The sequence below is a fragment of the Arsenicicoccus cauae genome (assembly GCF_009707125.1).
Lineage (GTDB): Bacteria > Actinomycetota > Actinomycetes > Actinomycetales > Dermatophilaceae > Arsenicicoccus > Arsenicicoccus cauae.
This window is the reverse complement of sequence record NZ_WLVL01000028.1, coordinates 181,004-203,246: the sequence shown is the minus strand read 5'-3', so window position 1 is coordinate 203,246 and position 22,243 is coordinate 181,004. Positions and strand designations below refer to the sequence as shown.

General features: G+C 72.7%; 19 protein-coding genes, 1 tRNA gene and 1 riboswitch. Of the genes, 19 read left to right on the top strand and 1 reads right to left on the bottom strand.

All coding sequences use genetic code 11. The features are described 5' to 3' along the window. Window positions 1–29 precede the first annotated feature (29 nt). From mfd to GGG17_RS08415, 19 genes are all read left to right on the top strand, one after another. Window positions 30–3,629 (top strand): transcription-repair coupling factor, encoded by a 3,600-nt coding sequence (gene mfd, locus GGG17_RS08500; protein WP_154593286.1) that lies wholly within the window; start codon window positions 30–32, stop codon window positions 3,627–3,629. A gap of 200 nt (window positions 3,630–3,829) precedes the next feature. Continuing rightward, on the top strand, window positions 3,830–4,072 hold the full coding sequence (locus tag GGG17_RS08495; RefSeq protein ID WP_230082818.1) for an acyl carrier protein: 243 nt from the start codon (window positions 3,830–3,832) through the stop codon (window positions 4,070–4,072). Beyond that, on the top strand, window positions 4,069–5,259 hold the full coding sequence (locus GGG17_RS08490; RefSeq protein WP_154593284.1) for an acyl-CoA dehydrogenase family protein: 1,191 nt from the start codon (window positions 4,069–4,071) through the stop codon (window positions 5,257–5,259). Before GGG17_RS08495 ends, GGG17_RS08490 begins: the two co-directional genes overlap by 4 nt. A 12-nt stretch (window positions 5,260–5,271) precedes the next feature. Further along, window positions 5,272–6,201, top strand: a complete 930-nt coding sequence (locus GGG17_RS08485; RefSeq protein ID WP_154593283.1) for a class-II aminoacyl-tRNA synthetase family protein — start codon at window positions 5,272–5,274, stop codon at window positions 6,199–6,201. Window positions 6,202–6,205: 4 nt separating this feature from the next. Next, entirely contained in the window at window positions 6,206–7,177 is a 972-nt protein-coding gene (locus GGG17_RS08480; protein ID WP_154593282.1) for a DUF1839 family protein, read from the top strand. Beyond that, complete coding sequence (locus GGG17_RS08475; RefSeq protein ID WP_154593281.1) at window positions 7,174–9,465, top strand: glycosyl hydrolase 2 galactose-binding domain-containing protein; 2,292 nt, start codon at window positions 7,174–7,176, stop codon at window positions 9,463–9,465. Before GGG17_RS08480 ends, GGG17_RS08475 begins: the two co-directional genes overlap by 4 nt. A 57-nt stretch (window positions 9,466–9,522) precedes the next feature. Next, entirely contained in the window at window positions 9,523–10,059 is a 537-nt protein-coding gene (locus GGG17_RS16445; protein WP_230082817.1) for a hypothetical protein, read from the top strand. A 1-nt stretch (window position 10,060) separates the two neighbouring features. Continuing rightward, complete coding sequence (locus tag GGG17_RS08470) at window positions 10,061–10,741, top strand: nucleoside triphosphate pyrophosphohydrolase (RefSeq protein WP_230082816.1); 681 nt, start codon at window positions 10,061–10,063, stop codon at window positions 10,739–10,741. 138 nt (window positions 10,742–10,879) lie between these two features. Beyond that, window positions 10,880–12,169 (top strand): phosphopyruvate hydratase, encoded by a 1,290-nt coding sequence (eno, locus tag GGG17_RS08465; protein ID WP_288800014.1) that lies wholly within the window; start codon window positions 10,880–10,882, stop codon window positions 12,167–12,169. Between the two features lie 10 nt (window positions 12,170–12,179). Further along, a complete protein-coding gene (locus GGG17_RS16440; RefSeq protein ID WP_154593278.1) occupies window positions 12,180–12,941 on the top strand; it encodes an FtsB family cell division protein in 762 nt (253 codons plus the stop codon). A 47-nt stretch (window positions 12,942–12,988) separates the two neighbouring features. Further along, window positions 12,989–13,528, top strand: coding sequence for a DUF501 domain-containing protein (locus GGG17_RS16435; protein ID WP_154593277.1), 540 nt, complete (start codon window positions 12,989–12,991; stop codon window positions 13,526–13,528). Beyond that, window positions 13,525–14,535 (top strand): Ppx/GppA phosphatase family protein, encoded by a 1,011-nt coding sequence (locus GGG17_RS16430; RefSeq protein ID WP_375804511.1) that lies wholly within the window; start codon window positions 13,525–13,527, stop codon window positions 14,533–14,535. Before GGG17_RS16435 ends, GGG17_RS16430 begins: the two co-directional genes overlap by 4 nt. Window positions 14,536–14,572: 37 nt before the next feature. Next, window positions 14,573–14,705, top strand: a riboswitch (FMN riboswitch). A gap of 125 nt (window positions 14,706–14,830) precedes the next feature. Then, on the top strand, window positions 14,831–15,610 hold the full coding sequence (locus GGG17_RS08445; protein ID WP_154593276.1) for an ABC transporter permease: 780 nt from the start codon (window positions 14,831–14,833) through the stop codon (window positions 15,608–15,610). Window positions 15,611–15,667: 57 nt separating this feature from the next. Next, a complete protein-coding gene (locus GGG17_RS08440; protein ID WP_311966533.1) occupies window positions 15,668–16,729 on the top strand; it encodes an ABC transporter substrate-binding protein in 1,062 nt (353 codons plus the stop codon). 120 nt (window positions 16,730–16,849) lie between these two features. Beyond that, window positions 16,850–17,671 (top strand): uracil-DNA glycosylase, encoded by an 822-nt coding sequence (locus GGG17_RS08435; protein WP_154593275.1) that lies wholly within the window; start codon window positions 16,850–16,852, stop codon window positions 17,669–17,671. Window positions 17,672–17,925: 254 nt separating this feature from the next. Next, window positions 17,926–19,605, top strand: a complete 1,680-nt coding sequence (gene pgi / locus GGG17_RS08430; RefSeq protein WP_154593274.1) for a glucose-6-phosphate isomerase — start codon at window positions 17,926–17,928, stop codon at window positions 19,603–19,605. A 40-nt stretch (window positions 19,606–19,645) separates the two neighbouring features. Further along, a tRNA-Leu gene (locus GGG17_RS08425) sits at window positions 19,646–19,721 on the top strand. A gap of 118 nt (window positions 19,722–19,839) precedes the next feature. After that, window positions 19,840–20,652 carry a Bax inhibitor-1/YccA family protein gene (locus GGG17_RS08420; RefSeq protein WP_154593273.1) on the top strand — a complete coding sequence of 271 codons (813 nt, stop codon included), beginning with the start codon at window positions 19,840–19,842 and terminating at the stop codon, window positions 20,650–20,652. Between the two features lie 2 nt (window positions 20,653–20,654). Then, window positions 20,655–20,987 carry a hypothetical protein gene (locus tag GGG17_RS08415; RefSeq protein WP_154593272.1) on the top strand — a complete coding sequence of 111 codons (333 nt, stop codon included), beginning with the start codon at window positions 20,655–20,657 and terminating at the stop codon, window positions 20,985–20,987. On the opposite strand, the gene GGG17_RS08410 is transcribed toward GGG17_RS08415, so the two are convergent. Continuing rightward, entirely contained in the window at window positions 20,980–22,203 is a 1,224-nt protein-coding gene (locus GGG17_RS08410; RefSeq protein WP_154593271.1) for an acetyl-CoA C-acetyltransferase, read from the bottom strand. The genes GGG17_RS08415 and GGG17_RS08410 overlap by 8 nt on opposite strands. Window positions 22,204–22,243: the final 40 nt, after the last annotated feature.

Here is a 22,243-nt window from a genome sequence, read left to right as displayed (position 1 = left end):
AGCCACCCCCCTCGGAAGCGAGACTGCTCATGGCGCTGCCTGCCCTCCTCGACGTCCTCGGTCGTGACGCCACGGTGCGTCGCGTCCTGGACTCCGTCGGCGTCGAGCAGCTCGTGGAAGTGGCCGCGGCAGGGGGGTCGCGCGCCCCCCTCATCGCGCTGCTGGCCCAGCACCGCGGCGGCACCCCGGTCCTCGCCGTGACGGCGACCGGGCGCGAGGCCGACGACCTGGCCGCCGCGCTGCGCTGCTTCCTCCCGCACGACGCCGTCGCCGAGTTCCCCAGCTGGGAGACCCTCCCGCACGAGCGGCTCAGCCCGCGCAGCGACACCGTCGGGCGGCGGCTGGCCGTGCTGCGGCGGCTCGCGCACCCCTCCGCCGACGACCCGGCACTCGGCCCGGTCTCGGTCCTCGTGGTCTCCGTCCGCGCCTTGATCCAGCCCATCGCGACGGGGCTGGGCGAGCTGGAGCCGGTGGCCCTGGCCGCCGGCGACGAGCGTCCCCTCGAGGACATCGTCGAGGCGCTGGTCGGCGCGGCCTACACCCGGACCGACCTGGTCGAGCGACGCGGCGAGTTCGCCGTCCGCGGCGGCATCCTCGACGTCTTCCCACCCACCGAGGAGCACCCGCTGCGCGTCGAGCTCTGGGGCGACACGATCGAGGAGATCCGGTGGTTCCGGGTCGCCGACCAGCGCAGCCTGGAGGTCGCCGAGCACGGGCTGTGGGCGCCGCCGTGCCGCGAGATCCTGCTCACCGACACCGTCCGCGAGCGCGCCCGGGCCCTGGCCGAGCAGCTGCCCGGCGTCCGCGACCTGCTCGACAAGGTCGCCGAGGGGATCGCCGTCGAGGGCATGGAGTCCCTCGGCCCGGCCCTGGTCGACGGCATGGAGAGCCTGCTCGACACCCTGCCCGCCGGGGCGCACGTCGTCGTGTGCGACCCCGAGCGCGTGCGCACCCGCGCCCGCGACCTCGTCGCGACGAGTGCCGAGTTCCTCGAGGCGAGCTGGGCCAACGCGGCTGCGGGCAACGCCGTCCCCGTCGACCTCGCGAGCGTGCTCGGCACCGCGTCCTACCAGGGCCTCGGCGACGTGCGCGAGCACGCGCTCGCCACGTCCCGCCCGTGGTGGACCCTGACGCCCTTCGCCGCCGACGAGGACCTCGCCGCGCTGGTCGGGGCCGGCGACGACGACGCGCTGACGTTCACGGTGCCGACCGTCGAGACGCCGGCCTACCGCGGCGACCGCGACGCGGTCCTCGCCGACCTGCAGGGGTGGCTGCGCGACGGGCGCCGCGTCCTGATGGTGACCGAGGGCCAGGGTCTGGCCAAGCGCCTGGTCGACCTGCTCGGCGAGGGCGGTCTCCCGGCTCGTCTGCTCGCGGACGGCGCCGGGCTGGACAGTGGGGTCGCCTCGGTCGCGACCGGGCGGCTGGGGCGCGGGTTCGCCTGCGACAGCGTCGATCTCGTCGTCCTCACCGAGGCCGACCTGACCGGCACCTCAGGCCAGGGCACGAGCACCAAGGACATGCGCAAGCTGCCCTCCCGGCGGCGCAACCAGGTCGACCCCCTGCAGCTGCGTCCCGGCGACTTCGTCGTGCACGAGCAGCACGGCGTGGGCCGGTTCGTCGAGATGATGCAGCGGACGGTGGGCGGCGCGACGCGCGAGTACCTCGTCCTGGAGTACGCCTCCTCCCGCCGTGGGCAGCCCGGTGACCAGCTCTTCGTGCCCACCGACCAGCTCGACCAGGTCACCCGCTACGTCGGCGGTGAGCAGCCGACCCTGTCCAAGATGGGCGGCTCCGACTGGCAGCGGACCAAGAGCCGCGCCAAGAAGTTCGTCAAGCAGATCGCCGGCGAGCTCATCCGTCTCTACAGCGCGCGCATGGCGACCGCGGGCCACGCCTTCGGCCCGGACACACCTTGGCAACGCGAGCTCGAGGATGCCTTCGCCTACGTCGAGACCCCGGACCAGCTGTCCAGCATCGACGAGGTCAAGGCCGACATGGAGAAGTCCGTGCCCATGGACCGCCTCATCTGCGGCGACGTGGGCTACGGCAAGACCGAGATCGCGGTGCGGGCCGCCTTCAAGGCGATCCAGGAGGGCAAGCAGGTCGCGGTGCTGGTGCCGACGACACTGCTCGTGCAGCAGCACTACAACACCTTCTCCGAGCGCTACGCGCAGTTCCCCGTGACGGTCAGGGCGCTGTCGCGCTTCCAGACCGACAAGGACGCCCGGGAGGTGGTGGCGGGGCTCGCGGACGGGTCCGTCGACCTGGTCATCGGCACCCACCGGCTGCTGTCCAAGGAGATCTCCTTCAAGGACATCGGCCTGGTGATCATCGACGAGGAGCAGCGCTTCGGCGTCGAGCACAAGGAGCAGCTCAAGGCGCTGCGCACCTCGGTCGACGTGCTCGCGATGAGCGCCACCCCGATCCCGCGCACCCTGGAGATGGCGGTGACGGGCATCCGCGAGATGTCGACCCTGGCGACGCCGCCCGAGGAGCGTCACCCCGTGCTCACCTATGTCGGGGCGTATGACGAGAAGCAGGTGGTCGCCGCCATCCGGCGCGAGCTGCTGCGCGAGGGACAGGTCTTTCTCGTGCACAACAAGGTCTCCTCGATCGAGCGGGCCGCGTCGCGGCTGCGCGAGCTGGTGCCCGAGGCACGGGTCGAGACGGCGCACGGCCAGATGGGCGAGCACCGCCTCGAGCAGGTCGTGCTGGACTTCTGGGAGAAGAAGTTCGACGTGCTCGTGTGCACGACGATCGTCGAGACCGGGCTGGACATCTCCAACGCCAACACCCTGATCGTGGAGCGGGCCGACATGCTCGGTCTTTCCCAGCTGCACCAGCTGCGTGGTCGGGTGGGGCGCGGACGCGAGCGCGCCTACGCCTACTTCCTCTACCCCCCTGAGAAGCCGCTCACCGAGACCGCGCACGACCGGCTGCAGACCATCGCCAGCCACACCGACCTCGGCGCGGGCATGCAGGTCGCGATGAAGGACCTCGAGATCCGCGGCGCCGGCAACCTGCTCGGCGGCGAGCAGTCCGGCCACATCGCCGGCGTCGGGTTCGACCTCTACGTCCGCATGGTCGGGGAGGCGGTCGCCGACTTCCGGGGCGACGACGCCGCTGCCCAGCCGATGGAGATCAAGATCGAGCTCCCGGTCGACGCCCACCTCCCGCACGAGTACGTCCCGGGGGAGCGGCTGCGCCTCGAGGCCTACAAGAAGCTCGCCGTCGTCGAGGACGAGGCCGCCCTGGCCGACATCGTCGCCGAGCTCACCGACCGTTACGGCACCCCGCCCCCCGCCGTCGACAACCTCATCGAGGTGGCCCGCCTGCGCACGGTCGCCCGACGAGCCAAGGTCAACGACATCGGGGTTCAGGGCAAGTTCGTCAGGTTCGGGCCGGTCGAGCTGCGCGAGTCCCAGCAGCTGCGCCTCATGAGGCTGTATCCCGGGACCCTCGTCAAGGAGCCGCAGCGGCAGCTCCTGGTGCCGGTGCCCACGACCGCCAAGGTCGGCGGCACGGTGCTCCGCGACGTCGAGATCCTGCGCTGGGCCGCCGGTCTCGTGCAGTCGATCCTGCTCGACGACATCGCCGCGGCGGCCGGGGTCCAGGGACGCAGCTGAGCGCGCAGCGTCACACTGATCTCACCAGGTGTCATGGATTGGCGCATTGTGGTGATGCGCGGGTGTGGTGCCCCCCCGAACGCCAGGTGGACGGGAGGTGTCCGCACTAGGCTCGGTGGCGAGCAGCCCTAGGGGGAATCTGGTGGCAGCTCGTCGCGTCCGCACCAGCTCAGCAGAGGGCCACCATGTCTGTCGACTCCTTGACCACCACCATCCGCGACGCCCTGGCCGAAGCCGGCCGGCTCAAGGTGGATGCGCACCAGATCGGCGCCGACGCCGACCTCTACTCCGCGGGGCTGACCTCGCACGCCACCGTCAACGTCGTGCTGGAGCTGGAGGACACCCTCGACATCGAGATCCCGGACGAGCTGCTCGTCAAGAGCACGTTCGCCTCCGTGGGCGCCCTGCAGGCCGCCTTGTCGCCGCTGGTGGACCAGCGATGACCAGCGACCCCGTCACAGCCCGTGCCGGCGCGCAGTCCCCGACCAGCACGGACGTGGTCGCCGAGGCCGGACGGATCGCCACCGAGGTGGCGGCGGTCCACGCGGCCGACGTCGACCGCGACGCCCGCTTCCCGCACGAGGCCGTGTCGGCTCTGAGGCAGGCCGGGCTCCTCGGCGCCTGGATCCCCACCGAGCTGGGTGGTCTCGGTGCCGACGTCGTGCAGATCGGGCTCGCCTGCGAGGAGCTCGCCAAGGGCTGCGCCTCGACCGCGATGATCTTTGCGATGCACCAGATCCAGGTGGGGTGCCTGGTCCACCACGGCAGGTCCCCGTACTTCCAGGAGCTCATGCGGCGCATCGCCGCCGAGCAGCTGCTGGTCGGCTCCGCCACCACCGAGATGGGCATCGGCGGCGACGTGCGACGAAGCCTGTGCCACGTCGACCGCTCCGAGGACGGCACCTTCGAGCTGGTCAAGAAGGCCCCCGTCATCTCGTACGGCGTCGAGGCGGACCTGATCTTCGTCACCGCCCGCAAGGACTCCGGGGCCGTCGAGAGCGACCAGGTGCTGGTCGTCTGCGAGAAGGAGGACCTGACCCTGGAGCCGCTGGGCGACTGGGACACCATGGGCTTCCGCGGCACGTGCAGCCCGGGCTTCGTCCTGACGGCCCGCTCCCACCAGGACCGGATCTTTCCGGACGACTACGCCGACCTGTCCGCCCGCACGATGCTCCCGATCGCGCACTCCCTGTGGTCCTCCTGCTGGCTGGGCCTCGCCGAGGGCGCGACGGCGGTGGCGCGCGGGGTCGTGCGGCAGGCCGCGCGCCGCGCGGGCCAGCTGCCGCCGGTGACCGGTCTGCGGCTGGCCGAGCTGGAGGTCGTGCTCGAGGCCTTCCGGGCCCGCGTGCACGCCGCCACCGTCGGCTACCTCGAGGTGGACCCCACCTCCCAGGCCGCCACGCTCATGGGCCGGGCGATCGGCTACAACACCCTCAAGGTCTACAGCGCCGAGACTGTCGTGGACGTCGTCGCCAAAGCCCTGCTCATCGTGGGGATCGCGGGCTATCGTCGGACGGGGGCGGTGAGCCTCGACCGCCAGCTGCGGGACGCCTACGGCGCCCAGCTCATGGTCAACAACGACCGGATCCTCGGCAACACCGCCCAGCTCGAGCTGATCTACAAAGGCTGACAGGAGACCCCGATGACCTCACGTCACGACCGCGAGCTGGCCCTGCGTCGAGACCTCGTCGAGGCCGGCCACATGGTCGAGCTCCCGCTGCGTGGTCTGTCCGCGTTCACGCAGACCTTCGAGGAGGTCCTGACCGGGGTGGAGCGCCTCGTCCATGAGATGCAGCCGACCGAGGACGTGACCGTCATCTCGTTCCCCCCGCTGCTCACGCAGCCGGTCTTCGAAAAGACGGGCTACCTCGACTCCTTCCCCCAGCTCATCGGCTCAGTCGACGTCTTCACCGGCGACGGCCGGGAGCACAAGGCGATGGTGGGCGCCAAGAACTCCGGCGAGGACTGGACCACCCACCTCGTCCCGGCCCGCCTGGACCTGCTGTCCGCGCCCTGCCACCAGACCTACCCGCTGCACGCCGGGACCCGGCTCGAGCGGTCCGTGACGTACGAGACCGGCAACCGCTGCTTCCGGCACGAGCCGTCCGACGACCCCATGCGCCTCGTGTCCTTCCGGATGCGCGAGAAGGTCTGCATCGGCACCCCCGAGCAGGCCCAGGCGCACCGCGAGATCGGCCGTCGCGTGGGGCCGGACCTGCTGACCTCCATCGGGCTGCAGATCGAGGAGGTGCCGGCCAACGACCCCTTCTTCGGCCGCGCCGCCAAGATCTTCGCCGCGGGCCAGCGCGACGCCGGGCTCAAGGTCGAGTTCGAGTGCAAGGTCTACGGCGAGGACCAGCCCGGCACGGCGCTCGGGTCCTCCAACTACCACAACGACCACTTCGGGCTCGACTTCGACATCACGACCGCGGACGGCGAGCTCGCGCACAGCTCGTGCATCGGCTTCGGGCTGGAGCGGGTGACGGTGGCGTTGTTCGCGACCCACGGCATGGAGGTCCCGTCCTGGCCAGCTCCGGTGCGCACCCGGCTGGGGCTCGACGCGCAGGGCTGACGGCATGCTGCTGGACCACCTGCGGGCTGACACCTTCACGGCGCACCCGCTGCACGGCGACGACCGGGTCTGGACGCAGACCAACTGCTACCTCGACATCTGGATCGAGATCGCCGCTTCCCTCGGGCTGCCTCCCGAGCCCCTCGGCGTCTGCGCCTACAGCGCCGGCACGGTCCCGGGAGCCTGGGCCTTCCTCAAGGCCCAGACCGACGACCTGCGCGACCTCTACGGCATCGAGGTCGCCGAGATCAACCTGTGGCGCACCGTCGAGGAGCACGTGCTCGACCATCTCGAGGTCGGCGAGCTGCTGACGGTCGAGTCGGACGCCTACTACCTGCCGGACACCGAGGGGGTGTCCTACGGCGCAGAGCGGGTCAAGACGACGATCGTGCCCGTTCAGGTGGACCCTCGCGCGCGGACGATGACCTACTTCCACAACTCCGGCCTCTACGCCCTGCACGGCGAGGACTACGACGGGGCGCTGGCCCTGCACGGCCTGCCGACGTGCGCCCCGCAGCCCTACGTCGAGCGCGTCCGCCTCGACGGCCTCGTCCGCGACGAGACCGAGATCCGCCGCAGGGCAAGGGCGCTGGCCTCCCGCCACCTGGCTCGCCGACCGGTGGGCAACCCGGTGGCCGACCTGTGCGCCTCCGTCCGCGAGGTGGCGCCCACGCTGCGCGAGCGCGGCTTCGCGTTCTTCCACCTCTACTCCTTCACCGCCACCCGGCAGCTCGGGCTCACCGCCCAGGCCGCCGCCGACGCGACCCGCTGGCTGGCCGCCGGGGATGAGGTGGACGGCGACGAGCTGCGCAGGGCCGCAGACGACTTCGACGTCGTCTCCCAGGAGATGAAGAACCTCCAGTTCGCCCTCGCCCGGATCACCGGCGGTCGCGCGCGAGACCTCGAGCCGACCCTCGGGCGCGCCACCGAGCGGTGGGGGACCGCCATCGACCGGGTCGCGGCCCAGCTGGGATGAGCGCCCTCGCCGCGGGCGGGCACCCCGTCGAGATCCGTTGGCAGGTCAGGCGGCTCGACGAGGGTGGGGGGCTCGACCCCGTCGCCTGGCCGCGCGACGGGTGGGTCGACGCGGTCGTGCCCGGGTCCCTCGCCGCGTCGCCCGCCGTCGTCGAGGCGTATGGCGAGCCGGCGCTCGCCGACGCCGACCACGTCGCCTGGGGGCTGCGCGGTCTGCTCACCCTCGACGAGCCCCTGCCGGACGCCCGGCTGGTGCTGGACCGGGTCGCCACCCACGCCGACGTCCATCTCGACGGCACCCGGGTCCTGCGCAGCGACAACGCCTTTCGCCGCCACGTCGTCGACCTCGGCGACCTCGCCCCCGGGCGGCACGAGATCACGGTGCGGATCGCGGCGTTCGACGAGACGCCCGTGCCTCGCAAGCCCCGTCCCCGCTGGCGCAGCGCGCTGCTGCCCGACCCGAGCCTGCGGTGGCGGCGCACCCCGCTGCTCGGCCGCATCCCCACCTGGGAGGGGGTGCTGCCGCCGGTCGGCATCCTCGGCGAGGCCACCCTGCGACGTCGTCCCCGGGTCGAGGTGCTCTCGTTGCGGACGCACGCCGAGCCGGGGCCGGACGGCTGGACCGCCCGGCTCGCGCTGCACCTGCGGGCGGCGGACCCGCACGACGTCGTGGTGCTGCTCGACGGGCACGCGGTGCCGTCCGCGTCGGAGTCCGAGTCGGAGCCCGAGTCCGAGTCCTGGGACCTCGCCGACGACGGGGCCTGGCACCTGCGGCTCACGCACGACCAGGCGGTGGCGGCGACCGCCCTGTGGTGGCCGCACACCCACGGCGCCCCGGCCCTGCACCACCTGCGCGTCGAGGCGTCGGGCGAGACCGTCCTGGACCGGCGGATCGGCTTCTCCTGCGTGCGGGCTCGCCGCGAGGACGGCCGGTTCGCGCTCGCCGTCAACGGCGTCGACGTCTTCGTCCGTGGCGTCGTGTGGGCGGCCACCGACCCGCGCGGCTGGACCAGCGACCCCGCCGAGATGGCCCGGGACCTCGACGCCCTCGCCGCGGCGGGCCTCAACCTCGTCCGGGTGCCCGGCACCGGCACCTACGCCGACGCCCTCCTGCGCGAGCTCGCCGCCGAGCGTGGCCTGCTCGTGTGGCAGGACGTGATGCTCGCGACCTTCGACCCGCCCGAGGACCAGGCCTGGCTGGCCGAGCTCGAGGCCGAGCTGCGGGACCAGCTCGAAGCCTGGCAGGGCTGGCCGCACCTGGCGGTCCTGTGCGGGGGGACCGAGACCGAGCAGCAGCCCACGCTGATGGGGCTGCCCGCCGAGCGTCGCCGGATGACGGCGATCCACGACCTGGTGCCCCGCCTCGCGCGGGAGCTGGCGCCCGGCGCCGTCCACGTGACCTCGAGCCCGTCCGGCGGTCCCCGCCCGGTCAGCATCGAGCACGGCGTCAGCCACTACTTCGGGGTGGGGGCCTACCTGCGGCCGCTCGAGGACGCCCGCACCGCACGCGTGTCCTTCGCGTCCGAGGCGTTGGCGTTCGGCATACCGCCCGAGCCGTCAACCATGACCTCCCTCGAGGCCTCGGGTGCGGCCCCCGGGCCGGGGGACCGGGGCCGCGGATCGGCCTGGCGCCGGGCGGCGCCGCACGACCGGGGGACCTCATGGGACTTCGTGGACGTCACCGACCACTACCTCCGGTGCTGGGCCGGGCGTGACCTGGACCTCGATGACCTCCCGACCGAGCAGCGGGAGGACCTGCAGCGCCGGACCGTCGCCCGGGTCATGGCCGAGACCTTCGCCTGGTGGCGCAGCTCGCTCACCCCGACCGCCGGCGCCGTGGTGCTCGCCCACCGGGACCTGGCGCCGGGACCGGGCTGGGGCCTGCTCGACGTCACCGGCACGCCCAAGGCGCCACTGGCGGCCCTGACCGCGGTGCTCGCCCCCGTCGCGCTGCTGCTGCTCGACCGCGGGCTCGACGGGCTGCTGCTCGAGGCGGTCAACGACACGCCGCTCCCGGTGCGGGGGGCGCTGCGGCTGCAGGCCCTGGACCTCGAGGGCGACCCCGTCCTCGACGCCGAGCTCGAGCTCGTCGTCCCGGCGCGCGGGCACGCCCAGGTCGAGGTCGAGGAGGCGCTCGGCGGCTTCCGGGACCTCGGCTGGGCCTGGCGCTTCGCGCCCGCCCCCGCCTACTCGGCGGTCCGGGCCCGGTGGGACACCGACGGGGCCGGCGAGGTCCGCGCCGAGCGCTGGCTGGTCCCGCCGGTCGTGGCTCACACGACCACCGACTAGGCTGTGACCGCGTCCCCGAGGCGGACGGTGCAGACCCCTTCCCGAAAGGACTTGATGGTGTTGGCTTCCAAGCGCGTGCTCACCGGGACCCTGGCGGCCGTGGTCGCCGCCACCGGGCTCCTCGCGGGGTGCGACCAGGGCTCCCAGTCCCGCGCCGCCGCGATCGTCGACGGCCAGCCGATCCTCGAGTCCGACGTGCAGACCGCGGCCCGCGAGTTCAACGGCGGGTCGTCCCAGGTCACGCAGCCGGTGCAGCCGGCCAACGTCGTCGGCCTGCTGACCTTCGGGCGCTATGTCCTGCCCGCGATGCAGCAGTCGGGCAAGGGGATCTCCGACGACGCCGCAAAGAAGATCCTGGACAAGGTCGACAACCCCTCCCGGCCCACCATCGACTTTGTGCGCACGGCCCTCGCCCTCAACAGCATGGACCCGGCCACCGAGCAGCGGGTCGTCCAGCAGCTCAAGCAGGCCGACATCGAGCTCAACCCGCGCTACGGCTCGCTCGACCGCACCACCCTGCAGATCGGTGACGAGAAGCGCAACTGGCTCGTGGCCGACGCGGCCGGCGCGCCCACCCCCTCGCCCACGCCCTGACATGACGACGAACGGCGATCTCGGGCGGCCCCGCCGCGGCGAGCGGCTGCTCGACCTCGTCGCCGTCATGGACCGGCTGCGGTCCCCGGGCGGGTGCCCGTGGGACGCCGAGCAGACCCACGACAGCCTCGCGCCGTATGCCGTCGAGGAGGCGCACGAGCTGGCCGAGGCCATCGCCTCGGGCGACCGTCAGCACCTCGTGGAGGAGCTGGGGGATGTGTTGCTCCAGGTCGCCTTCCACGCCCGGGTGGGCGAGGAGCACCCCACCGACCCCTTCGACGTCGACGACGTCGCCGGGGCCATCATCAGCAAGCTCGAGCGACGCCACCCCCACGTCTTCGCGGACGCCGTGGTGCGAGATGCCGCCGAGGTCGAGGCCGGCTGGGAGGCCATCAAGGCCCTCGAGAAGCCCGACCGGTCCGGTCTGCTCGACGGCGTTCCTGCGTCGCTTCCGGCGCTCGCCCTCGCCGCCAAGGCGGCCTCGCGGCTCGAGCGGGCCGGACGCGGCGAGCTCCTCGCCGAGGCCGTGGCACCCGCCCCCGCCGGCGAGGCGGGGACGGACGACGTCGGGGCCGCCCTGCTCTCCCTCGTCCTCGAGGCCCGCACGCGCGGGATCGACGCCGAGCAGGCCTTGCGGAGCACGGTCCGGCGGCTAGCGGCGCGCGCCGACGGCGACGCTTGAGCGGCCGGGCGGACGGCATACGGCCGCCGCCTGTCCACCGCTCGGACGGCGGCACGGTTGGCCGCACCCCGGCGCGCCCCCCGCGGCGCTCGGGATAGGCTCGAGCCGCACCGATCACCATCGATCAGGAGAGTTCTTGTGGCCAACATCGAAGCAGTAGGCGCACGCGAGATCCTCGACTCGCGTGGAAACCCCACCGTCGAGGTCGAGGTCGCCCTGGAGGACGGCACCATCGCGCGGGCCGCGGTCCCGTCCGGGGCCTCCACCGGGGCGTTCGAGGCCGTGGAGCGTCGCGACGGCGACAAGGGTCGCTACCTCGGCAAGGGTGTCGAGGACGCCGTCAACGCCGTGCTCGACGAGATCGCGCCGCGGGTCCTCGGCTACGAGGCCACCGAGCAGCGCCTCGTCGACAACGAGATGCTCGCCCTCGACGGCACCGACAACAAGGGATCGCTCGGCGCCAACGCGATCCTCGGCGTCTCGCTCGCCGTCGCCAAGGCCGCCGCCGAGTCGGCCGGCCTGCCGCTGTTCCGCTACGTCGGCGGCCCCAACGCCCACGTCCTGCCCGTCCCGATGATGAACATCCTCAACGGTGGGTCGCACGCCGACTCCAACGTCGACATCCAGGAGTTCATGATCGCCCCCATCGGTGCGCCCTCCTTCAAGGAGGCCCTGCGCTGGGGCGCCGAGGTCTACCACGCCCTCAAGTCCGTGCTCAAGGAGCGCGGCCTGGCCACGGGCCTCGGCGACGAGGGCGGCTTCGCCCCCAACCTCGAGTCCAACCGCGCCGCGCTGGACCTGATCCTGGACGCGATCCGCGCCGCAGGCTACGAGCCCGGCACGGACATCGCCCTGGCCCTCGACGTCGCGGCGTCCGAGTTCTACCAGGACGGCTCCTACGCCTTCGAGGGCGGCACCAAGTCGGCGGACGAGATGATCGCCTACTACGCCGAGCTCGTCGGGGCCTACCCGCTGGTCTCGATCGAGGACCCGCTCAACGAGGACGACTGGGACGGCTGGAAGTCCATCACCGAGCAGCTCGGCGACAAGGTCCAGCTGGTCGGCGACGACCTGTTCGTGACCAACCCCGAGCGCCTGCAGCGTGGCATCTCCAGCGACACCGCCAACGCCCTGCTCGTCAAGGTCAACCAGATCGGCTCGCTCACCGAGACGCTCGACGCCGTCGACCTGGCGCACCGCAACGGCTACCGCTGCATGATGTCGCACCGCTCCGGCGAGACCGAGGACGTCACCATCGCCGACCTGGCCGTCGCCACCAACTGCGGCCAGATCAAGACCGGTGCCCCGGCCCGCTCCGAGCGCGTCGCGAAGTACAACCAGCTCCTGCGCATCGAGGAGGAGCTCGACGACGCGGCCGTCTACGCCGGCGCGGGCGCGTTCCCGCGCTACCGGGGCGCGGGCGCCTAGTCTGGGGCCCATGCCGTCCAGCAGCTCCCGAGGAGGGACGTCGCGCCCCGCGCGACGTCCCTCCTCCGGTGCAGCCGCGGGGTCGTCCCGACGCCCTGCCGGCGCCGGCGACCGGCAGCGGCGGCCCGCCGGGAGCACCCGTCGGCGAGCCGGCGACGACGGTGGCGCGGGCCGTGGCGGTGGCCCGGGTGGTGCGAGCGGGCCGGGTGGGTCGCGTGGATCGGGTGGATCGGGCGGGCGGCTGCGGCCCGCGACGCTGCGACGGCTGCTCGGCCTGGCCGCCATCGTGGTGATGCTCGCGATCATGCTCGTCCCCACGCTGCGCCGCTATCTCGAGCAGCGCGACCAGATCGCCACCCTCGAACGCTCCATCGTCGAGCAGCAGCGCCAGGTCGACGCCCTCGTCCGCGAGCGCGCCCGATGGGACGACCAGGCCTTCCTCGAGCAGCAGATCCGGTCCCGCCTGCACTTCGTCAAGCCCGGCGAGACGTCCTACACCGTGCTGGACCCGCAGTCGGGCCGGCGCACGTCCGTCGATGCCCAGGTGGTCGGCGTGGACCTCGACGCCGAGCAGCTCCCGTGGTACTCCAAGGTCTGGACCTCGTTGTCCAGCGCCGACCGGCTCGGCCTCGACCCCACCGTGGCCCCCGCCGAGGGCGGCTCGACGCCCACACCGCGGCCAACGATCTCGGACACGCCACGCCCCGGCGCCACCCCTTCCGGCAGCGCCACCAGCGGTCGCACCACGCCTGGTGCCTCGCCCACGCGCTGACGCCGGGCGCCCGACATACCTCCTCTCCCGAAGGCCGAGGCCACCGTATGAGCACCGAGTCCACCACGCCCGCCCCGGGTCTCGCCGACGACGACGCGGCCGCCGTGCACGCCCAGCTGGGGCGCGAGGCGCGCGGCGTCGTCGAGGTCGCGCACCGTTGCCCGTGCGGGCGCCCGGACGTCCTGCGCACGCTGCCGAGGCTGGCCGACGGGACGCCCTTCCCGACCACCTACTACGCCACGTGTCCTCGGCTGACCGGCGCGCTGTCGACCCTCGAGGCCCAGGGCGTCATGCGCGAGATGACCGAGAGGCTGCAGGACGACGAGGCGCTGGCCGAGGCCTACCGCCGCGCGCACGAGGCCTACCTCGCGGACCGGGCCGAGCTGGGCGCTGTGCACGAGATCGACGGGATCTCCGCTGGGGGCATGCCTACCCGCGTCAAGTGCCTCCACGTGCTCGCGGGCCACGCGCTTGCCGCCGGCCCGGGGGTCAACCCGCTCGGCGACGAGGCCGTCGAGGCCGTGGGGCAGTGGTGGGCGCCCGGACCGTGCGTCGTGCCGACCGAGGACGGCTGGGAACGCCGGTGAGCCCCGTTGCCGGGACGGCCGGCGAGGTGCGCCGCGTCGCGGCCGTGGACTGCGGCACCAACTCGATCCGGCTGCTCGTCGCGGACGTCGACCTCACCGCGCCGACCGCACCCGTCCTGCACGACGTCGTGCGCCGCATGGAGGTCGTCCGCCTCGGCGAGGGCGTCGACCGGACCGGCCGCATCTGCGAGGCCGCCCTGGCCCGCGCCCTCGGACGGTCGCGGGAGTATGCCGAGCAGTGCGCCGAGCTCGGCGTGGCGGACGTGCGCTTCGTGGCGACCTCGGCCGCCCGGGACGCCGGCAACGCCGAGGACTTCGCGGCCGGGGTGGTCGCAGCCTTCGCCGAGCACGGGCACGACGGCGTCGCTCCCGAGGTGATCAGCGGCGCCGAGGAGGCCGAGCTGTCCTTCCTCGGCGCGACCGGCGACCTCGGGGCGGCGGACGTCCCCGGCCCCTACCTCGTCGTCGATCTCGGCGGCGGGTCCACGGAGCTCGTGCGCGGCACGGCGGACGGCGTCGTCCAGGCGGCGATCTCGGTGGACATGGGGTGCGTGCGGCACGTCGAGCGCTACCTGCACCACGACCCGCCCACCGCCGAGGAGCTGGCCGTCGCCCTCGCCGAGGTGGACCGGCAGCTGGACCTGGCCGCCGCCACCGTCGAGCTCGCCGGGGTCCGCACCCTCGTCGGCGTCGCCGGCACCGTCACGACCGTGACCGCACACGCGATGGGGCTGACGGCATACGACCCCGAGGTCATCCACCTGTCGAGGCTCCCCGCCGACCAGGTCCGCGCGGCCTGTACGGACCTGCTCCACCTCGACCGCCGCCGCCGCGCGGCGCTGCCGTTCATGCACCCGGGGCGGGTCGACGTCATCGGGGCTGGCGCGCTGATCTGGGGCCGGGTCGTCGACCGAGTGCTCGCCGCCGGTGCGGACGACCTCGTCGTGACCTCCGAGCACGACATCCTCGACGGCGTCTGCCTGCGCCTGGCGGCCGACACCGACTGACGGTGGCACCTCGCCGCCGGGCCTACACTGGGGGGAGCACGTGCTCCGGGGTCGGTGCAATTCCGAGCCGGCGGTGACAGTCCGCGACCCGACCACCTCTCCGAGGTGGGCGGCTGACCTGGTGGAACTCCAGGACCGACGGTGAAAGTCCGGATGGGAGGCAGCACGCGGCGCCCTGTCTGCGCCCGCTCCGGTCCAGGGACCGGCGCGGATCCGGACCTGGCGCACGTCCGTCGACCGACGGTGACCCGGCGCAGCCACGCAGCATCGGCACGGGAGTCGACCGGAGGTGAGGATGACCCGACACGCGAGGCACACCTGGCTGGCGCCGCTGGCGCTCGGCGCCGTCCTGCTCGCCGTCTGGGCGCTGGTCGCGGCGTTCGCCGGGCTGCCGGCCTTCCTGCTGCCCGGTCCGCTCGACGTGGCGACACGTCTGGTGGGCATGCTGGGCGGCCCCGTGGTGTGGCCCTACGTCGCGCTCACCCTCGCCGAGGCGCTCGGCGGCTGCGCGCTCGGCGCCGCTGTCGCCCTGCCCCTGGCCGTGCTGGTCCACCGGTCGCGCTGGGTCGGCGCCGCCGTGACCCCCTTCCTCGGGGCCACCCAGGCGATCCCCGCCATCGCCCTCGCCCCGCTGCTCGTGCTCTGGGTCGGCTACGGCCTGACCGCGATCATGGGCCTGTGCTCGCTGATGGTGTTCTTTCCGATCCTCATCTCCTCCGTCGTCGGCCTGACCCACGTCCCGCGCGAGGTCGTGGACGCCGCCCGCATCGACGGCGCCGGCAGCTGGGACCTGCTCCGGCACGTCGAGGCGCCCCTGGCCCTGCCCAACGTCCTCGCCGGCCTGCGCAACGGCTTCACCCTGTCCGTGACCGGGGCCGTCGTGGGCGAGATGGTCATGGGCGGCGAGGGGCTCGGCACCCTGCTCACGCTGCAGCGGGACGCGGTCGACACGGCGGGCATGGTCGCCGTCATCGTGATGCTCTGCGTGATCGCAGCCTCGGCATACACCCTGCTCCTGGTCGTCGAGCGACGCTCCACGATCGTCGCCGACGTCCGTGAGACCCCTCGCGGCTGACCGGACCTCACCCACCCGCACTCCCGCACCCCCGCATCCCCGAGAGGACCACTCCCCGTGACCATCACCCGCCGATCCCTGCTCACCGCCGTCGGACTCACCTCGGTGCTGGCGCTGGCCGCGTGCGGCGGCAGCGGCGACCCGGTGGTCCGCTCGTCCACCGCCGGTGCGCCGACCGGCACGCCCGCGAGCAGCAGCACCGGGGGAGGGAGGGCCACGGTCGGCCTCACCTACATCCCCAACATCCAGTTCGCGCCGTTCTACGTGGGGATCGAGCAGGGCTCCTTCCGGCGTCGTGGCACCGACGTCACCGTCCGCCACCACGGCGCGCAGGAGGGGCTGTTCACGGCCATCGCCTCCGGGCAGGAGGACCTGGTCATCGCGGGCGGCGACGAGATGGTCGAGGCCCGCGCCAAGGGTCTGGACCTGGTGGCCGTCGCTTCCTACTACCGGAGGTACCCCGTCGAGCTGATCGTCCCGGCCGACTCCCCGATCAAGACACCCGCCGACCTCGAGGGTCGGTCCCTCGGGGTGCCCGGGCGGTATGGCGAGAGCTGGCTCGGGGCCCTGGCGATGTTCAAGGCCGCGGGCATCACCGAGCGGGACGTGCGGGTCACCGAGATCGGATACACCAGCCAGGCCGCGCTCGCGACCCGCAAGGTGGACGCCGTCATGGGCTACGCCAACAACGACACGGTGCAGATGCGGCTCGCCGGGCTCGACGTGCGCTCGATCCCGCTCACGGCGACGGGCGAGGTGCCGCTCGTGTCCATCTCGCTCGTGACCACCCGGGACTACCTGCGCGCCAACCCGGACCGTGTCCGCGCGGTGGCCGACGGGATGCTGGACGGCATCCAGATGATGGTCTCCGACCCGGAGCAGGCCATCAAGGACTCGGCGCGGCACGTGCCCAACCTCGCCGAGGCCAAGGCCGCCGCCGCGGCCCGAGCCACCCTGGACGCGACGGTCACGGTCATGCGCACCAAGGACGGGGCGGTCAGCGGCAGGCTGGACCCGGCACAGTGGCAGGCCATGTCGACGTTCATGCGCTCGCAGGGCCTGATCCCCAAGGACGTCCCCGCGGGTGACGCGGTGGCGACGGGCTACGTCTCGCGCTGACGCGAGCCTACTGCTGGGCCTGCTGCCGCTCATCCTCCCCGGCCGGCTCCTCGTCAGCTCTCGGACCAGGTCCACCGGATGCCGTGCACGCCCGGCGGTGCGGGATGGCATCCTGCCGGCATGGACCTGCTCCCGCACCCCGGCACCGGCGACCTGCATCCCTCGCCCGTGCCGCCGGGCACGGGGTGGCCCGGGGATCCCGCGCGGCCCCGCACCCAGCGTGCCGCAGCCGCGACGGACGTCATACGGCTGGCGGGGTCGGCCCGGTCCCTCGATCAGCTCGACGCGAGAGTGGCCGTCTGCCAGGCCTGCCCACGCCTGGTCGGGTGGCGCGAGCAGGTCGCCCGCGCCAAGCGGGCCGCGTTCGCCGACCAGCCCTACTGGGGCCGCCCGGCGCCGGGGTGGGGAGACCCGCACCCGCGCGCGCTGATCGTCGGGCTCGCCCCCGCGGCGCACGGCGCCAACCGGACCGGCCGGATCTTCACCGGGGACCGCAGCGGGGACTGGCTGTATGCCGCCCTCCACCGCGCGGGCCTGGCCAGCCAGCCCACCAGCGTGCATGCGGCCGACGGCCTCGAGCTGCACGGCGTGCGCATCACGGCCCCCGTGCACTGCGCGCCCCCGGACAACCAGCCCTCGACCCTGGAGAAGGCCACCTGCGCACCGTGGCTGGATCGTGAGATCACCCTCGTGGAGCGCGATCTCGAGAGCCTGCTCGCCCTCGGCGGCATCGGCTGGGCGCAGGCGATCGGCGCCGCGAGACGGCTCGGCTGGGCCGTCCCGCGTCCCGCGCCGAAGTTCGGCCACGGCGCCGAGGCCACCCTGATCACCGCGCGGGGCAAGGAGATCCGCCTCGTCGGGTGCTACCACGTCAGCCAGCAGAACACCTTCACCGGCCGCCTCACCGACGCGATGCTCGACGAGGTGATCGCGCGGCTGTGAGCCGGGGCCGGTTGTGCTCGCCGGCCTTGGTGCGCCCGGCCGAGACGATGCCGGGACGTTAAATCGTTCAAGCGCTTCATCGGCCCCGGCCGTGCGGCGTGGACCTGCGGCGGGATCCCCGGGGACGGACTCCTGGAGGCACAGAGGTGATTAGATGCAAGAGGTGCGTGGCCGAGGTCACGCGACGCACAGCGATGACAACGGCGTCCTCGCACGACAACCCGACGTCCGCCATCACCGCAAGGAAGGCACCCATGCCCCATCCTGTCGACCCGACGACGACCGACGCCTGGCGTGAGCTCTCCGACGCCCGCGACGACCTGGAGCCCGACCTGCGCGGGTGGTTCGCCTCCGACCCGGACCGGGCGCGCCGGATGAGCCTGGACGCCGGCGACCTGCACGTGGACCTGTCCAAGAACCTCGTCGACGACCAGATCCTCGCCGAGCTGGTCCGGCTGGGCGAGCAGGTGGGGCTGGCCGAGCGGCGCGCCGCGATGTTCGGCGGGGAGCGGATCAACGTCACCGAGAAGCGGGCCGTCCTGCACACCGCGCTCCGGGCTCCCCGCGGCACGGTCGTCGAGGTGGACGGCACCGACGTCGTGCCCGAGGTGCACGAGGTTCTCGACCAGATCTACGCCTTCGCCGACAAGGTGCGCTCGGGGGCGTGGACCGGCGTGACCGGACGGCGCATCAAGAACGTCGTCAACATCGGCATCGGCGGCTCGGACCTCGGCCCCGTCATGGCCTACGAGGCGCTCAAGCCCTACGGCCAGGAGGGGCTGGAGCTGCGCTTCATCTCCAACATCGACCCCACCGACGTCCACGAGAAGACCGCCTACCTCGACCCCGAGGAGACGTTGTTCATCGTCGCGTCCAAGACCTTCACGACGCTCGAGACGCTCACCAACGCCCGCCTCGCCAAGAAGTGGCTCCTGGACGGTCTGGCCGAGCGCGGCGCCATCCGCGAGGGTGACAGCGACCAGGCGCTCGCCGCGATCGCGCAGCACTTCGTCGCTGTCTCGACGGCGCTGGACAAGGTCAGCGAGTTCGGCATCGACCCGGCCAACGCGTTCGGGTTCTGGGACTGGGTGGGCGGGCGCTACTCCGTCGACTCGGCCATCGGCACCTCGCTGGTCGTCGCTATCGGGCCCGAGCGGTTCGCCGAGCTGCTCGCCGGTATGCACACGATGGACGAGCACTTCCGCACCGCGCCGCTGGAGCGCAACGTCCCCGCCCTCATGGGTCTGCTCAACGTCTGGAACTCCAACTTCCTCGGTGCCCACACCCACGCCGTGCTGCCCTACGCGCAGTACCTCCACCGCTTCCCGGCCTACCTGCAGCAGCTCACCATGGAGTCCAACGGCAAGGGCGTGCGGTATGACGGGACGCCCGTCACGACCGAGACCGGCGAGATCTGGTGGGGCGAGCCCGGCACCAACGGCCAGCACGCCTTCTACCAGCTCATCCACCAGGGCACCCGCCTGGTGCCGGCCGACTTCATCGCGTTCGCCAACCCCTCGCACCCGCTCAAGGACGGTGCCCAGGACGTCCACGAGCTGTTCCTGGCCAACTTCCTCGCCCAGACCGCGGCGCTGGCCTTCGGCAAGACCGCCGAGGAGGTCCGCGCCGAGGGCACCGAGGAGTCCCTTGTCAGCGCGCGCGTCTTCGAGGGCAACCGGCCGACGACCTCGATCATGGCGCCGGCCCTCACCCCGTCCACGCTAGGTCAGCTGATCGCGCTCTACGAGCACATCACCTTCGTCGAGGGCGTCGTGTGGGGCATCGACTCGTTCGACCAATGGGGCGTCGAGCTCGGCAAGAAGCTCGCCAAGGAGGTCGGCCCCGCCATCGAGGGCGACGCCGACGCCCTGGCCGCCCAGGACCCGTCCACGCGGGGGCTCATCGAGTACTACCGCGACCACCGCGGCAGCTGACGCGCTCGGCATACGTCCGGGCGAGCCCTAGTCTGGACCCGCCCTCGTAGCCCAACGGCAGAGGCAGGCGACTTAAAATCGCTCGAGTGCGGGTTCGACTCCCGTCGGGGGCACCATGGCCGGCACAGCGGGCGCTGAAAGCGGCCTGTCGGGAACTTTTCCGGTCGCTGTGACGTCATGGTGAGGGAGACCGTCGCCCCGAGCGTGACGGCCCGATCATTGGGAGACATCACGATGAGCAACCCGATCTTCGATCGCGTCGACCGGGAGGCGCAGCGCGGCTACGCCGGCTTCGGCCAGCAGGAGCGCACGCCCGACCTGTCCGCACGCCAGCTCCAGGACATGTATGCCGCCCCGTCGGTCACCCCCGTTCACGAGCGCCGGGTGACCCTCGACGACGTGATGATGAAGTCGCTGCTGTTGTTCGGCATCGTCGTCGGCGTGGGCGCGGTGTCGTGGTTCGCCGCGGCGGCCGCCCCCGCGACCGGCATGGCGCTGTGGATGGGTGGCATGTTCGGCACCCTGATCCTGGGCCTGGTCATCGCCTTCAAGAAGGTCATCAGCGTCCCGCTCATCGTGGGCTACGCCGTGCTGGAGGGCCTGTTCGTCGGGGCCATCAGCCAGTTCTTCAACGCGCAGTGGGAGGGCGTGGTCCCGACCGCCGTCCTCGCCACGCTCTGCGTCTTCGGCGCGATGTTCGCCGGCTGGAAGGCTGGCTTCATCAAGGTCACCGACAAGTTCCGTCGCATGATGGGCATGGCCCTGATCGGCTACGCGATCTTTGCCCTGATCAACCTCGTCGCCGCCTTCATGGGCGTCGGCGGCGGCTGGGGCTTCGGCGGCAGCGGCATGCTCGGCATCGGCATCTCGCTGTTCGCGACCGGTCTCGCGGCTTTCACCCTCGCGCTGGACTTCGACTCGATCGACAACGCCGTCCGCTCCGGGATGCCCGAGAAGTACTCCTGGCTGCTCGCCCACGGCCTGGTCGTGACTGTCATCTGGCTCTACATCGAGATGCTGCGCCTCCTGGCGCGCCTGCGGGACTGAGCATGACGCCCGCCCGTCTGCCTGACGAGGTCCGGGTCGAGCTGGAGCGCGTGGTCCGGCGGTGGCAGCAGCTGCCGCTGGACCACGCGCTCCGCGCGGCCGGGCCGGTGCGCGCCCTCGCCCAGGCGCTGGCCGACGAGGTCGCCGACGCCGAGGCCCGACCCCGCGTGACGCTGCCCGAGCTGGGGCCGGCGACCCTGCTGCACCAGCTGCAGGTCTGTGTCTACGACGCGAGCCGGTATGCCGCCGCCCGCCTGCACCCCGAGGAGCGGCAGGCGGGCGGCATACGCGATCTCGCGGAGCGTCTCGCGCAGGTGAGGCGCCAGATCAGCTGAGGCGCTCGTAGATGATGGCCATGCCCTGGCCACCACCCACGCACATGGTCTCCAGGCCGTAGGTCAGGTCGCGGGCCTGCAGCGAGTGCAGCAGGGTCGTGGTGATGCGGGCGCCCGTCGAGCCGAAGGGGTGGCCCAGCGCGATCGCCCCGCCGTTGACGTTGAGCTTGTCGAGGTCCATGCCGAGGTCGTCGGCGCTCGGCAGCACCTGCGCCGCGAAGGCCTCGTTGATCTCGTAGAGGTCGAGGTCGCCGATGGTCATGCCGGCACGGGCGAGGGCCTGGCGGGAGGCCTCGACCGGGCCGAGGCCCATGATCTCGGGGGACAGGGCGCTGACGCCCGTCGACAGGATGCGGGCCAGCGGCGTGAGGCCGAGCTCCTTGGCCTTGTCCGCGGCCATGACCACGACGGCGGCGGCGCCGTCGTTGAGGGGGCAGCAGTTGCCCGCCGTGATGGTGCCGTCCTCGCGGAAGACGGGCTGCAGGGTCTGCATCTTGTCGAGGGTGACGCCCGCGCGGGGGCCGTCGTCGGTGTCGACCACGGTGCCGTCCGGCAGGGTGACGGGGGTGATCTCCTCCGCGAAGAAGCCGCTCTTGATGGCCTGCTCCGCGAGGTTCTGCGAGCGGACGCCCCACTCGTCCTGGCGCTCGCGGGAGACGCCGCGCAGCGTCGCGACGTTCTCGGCGGTCTGGCCCATCGAGAGGTAGATGTCGGGCAGCAGACCCTCCTCGCGCGGGTCCGTCCAGGTCGTGTTGTCGGCCGCGATGCGCTCCATGCGCTCCTGGGCGGCCGCGAAGCGGGGGTTCTTGGTGTCGTCGGCGGAGCCGCCCGCCCCCGCGAAGTCCCGGTAGCGCGAGACGCACTCGACGCCCCCGGACACGAAGACCTCGCCCTCCCCGGCCCGGATCGCGTGGAAGGCCATGCGCGTGGTCTGCACGGAGCTGGCGCAGAACCGGTTGACGGTGGCGGCGGGCACGTGGTCGAGGTCGGCGAGGATGGCCACGACCCGCGCCATGTTGGCGCCGTGCTCCCCGGACGGCTCGGCGCAGCCGAGGTAGAGGTCGTCGATGAGCGATCGGTCCAGGCCGGGGACCTTGTCGAGCGCAGCGCGCACGACGTGGGCCGCGAGGTCGTCCGGGCGGACGTCCTTGAGCGAGCCCTTGAAGGCCCGGCCGATGGGGGTCCGTGCGGTCGAGACGATGACAGCGTCCTGCATGCGGCACTCCTTCGTGTCGTGCGGGTGCCTTACCCGCAGG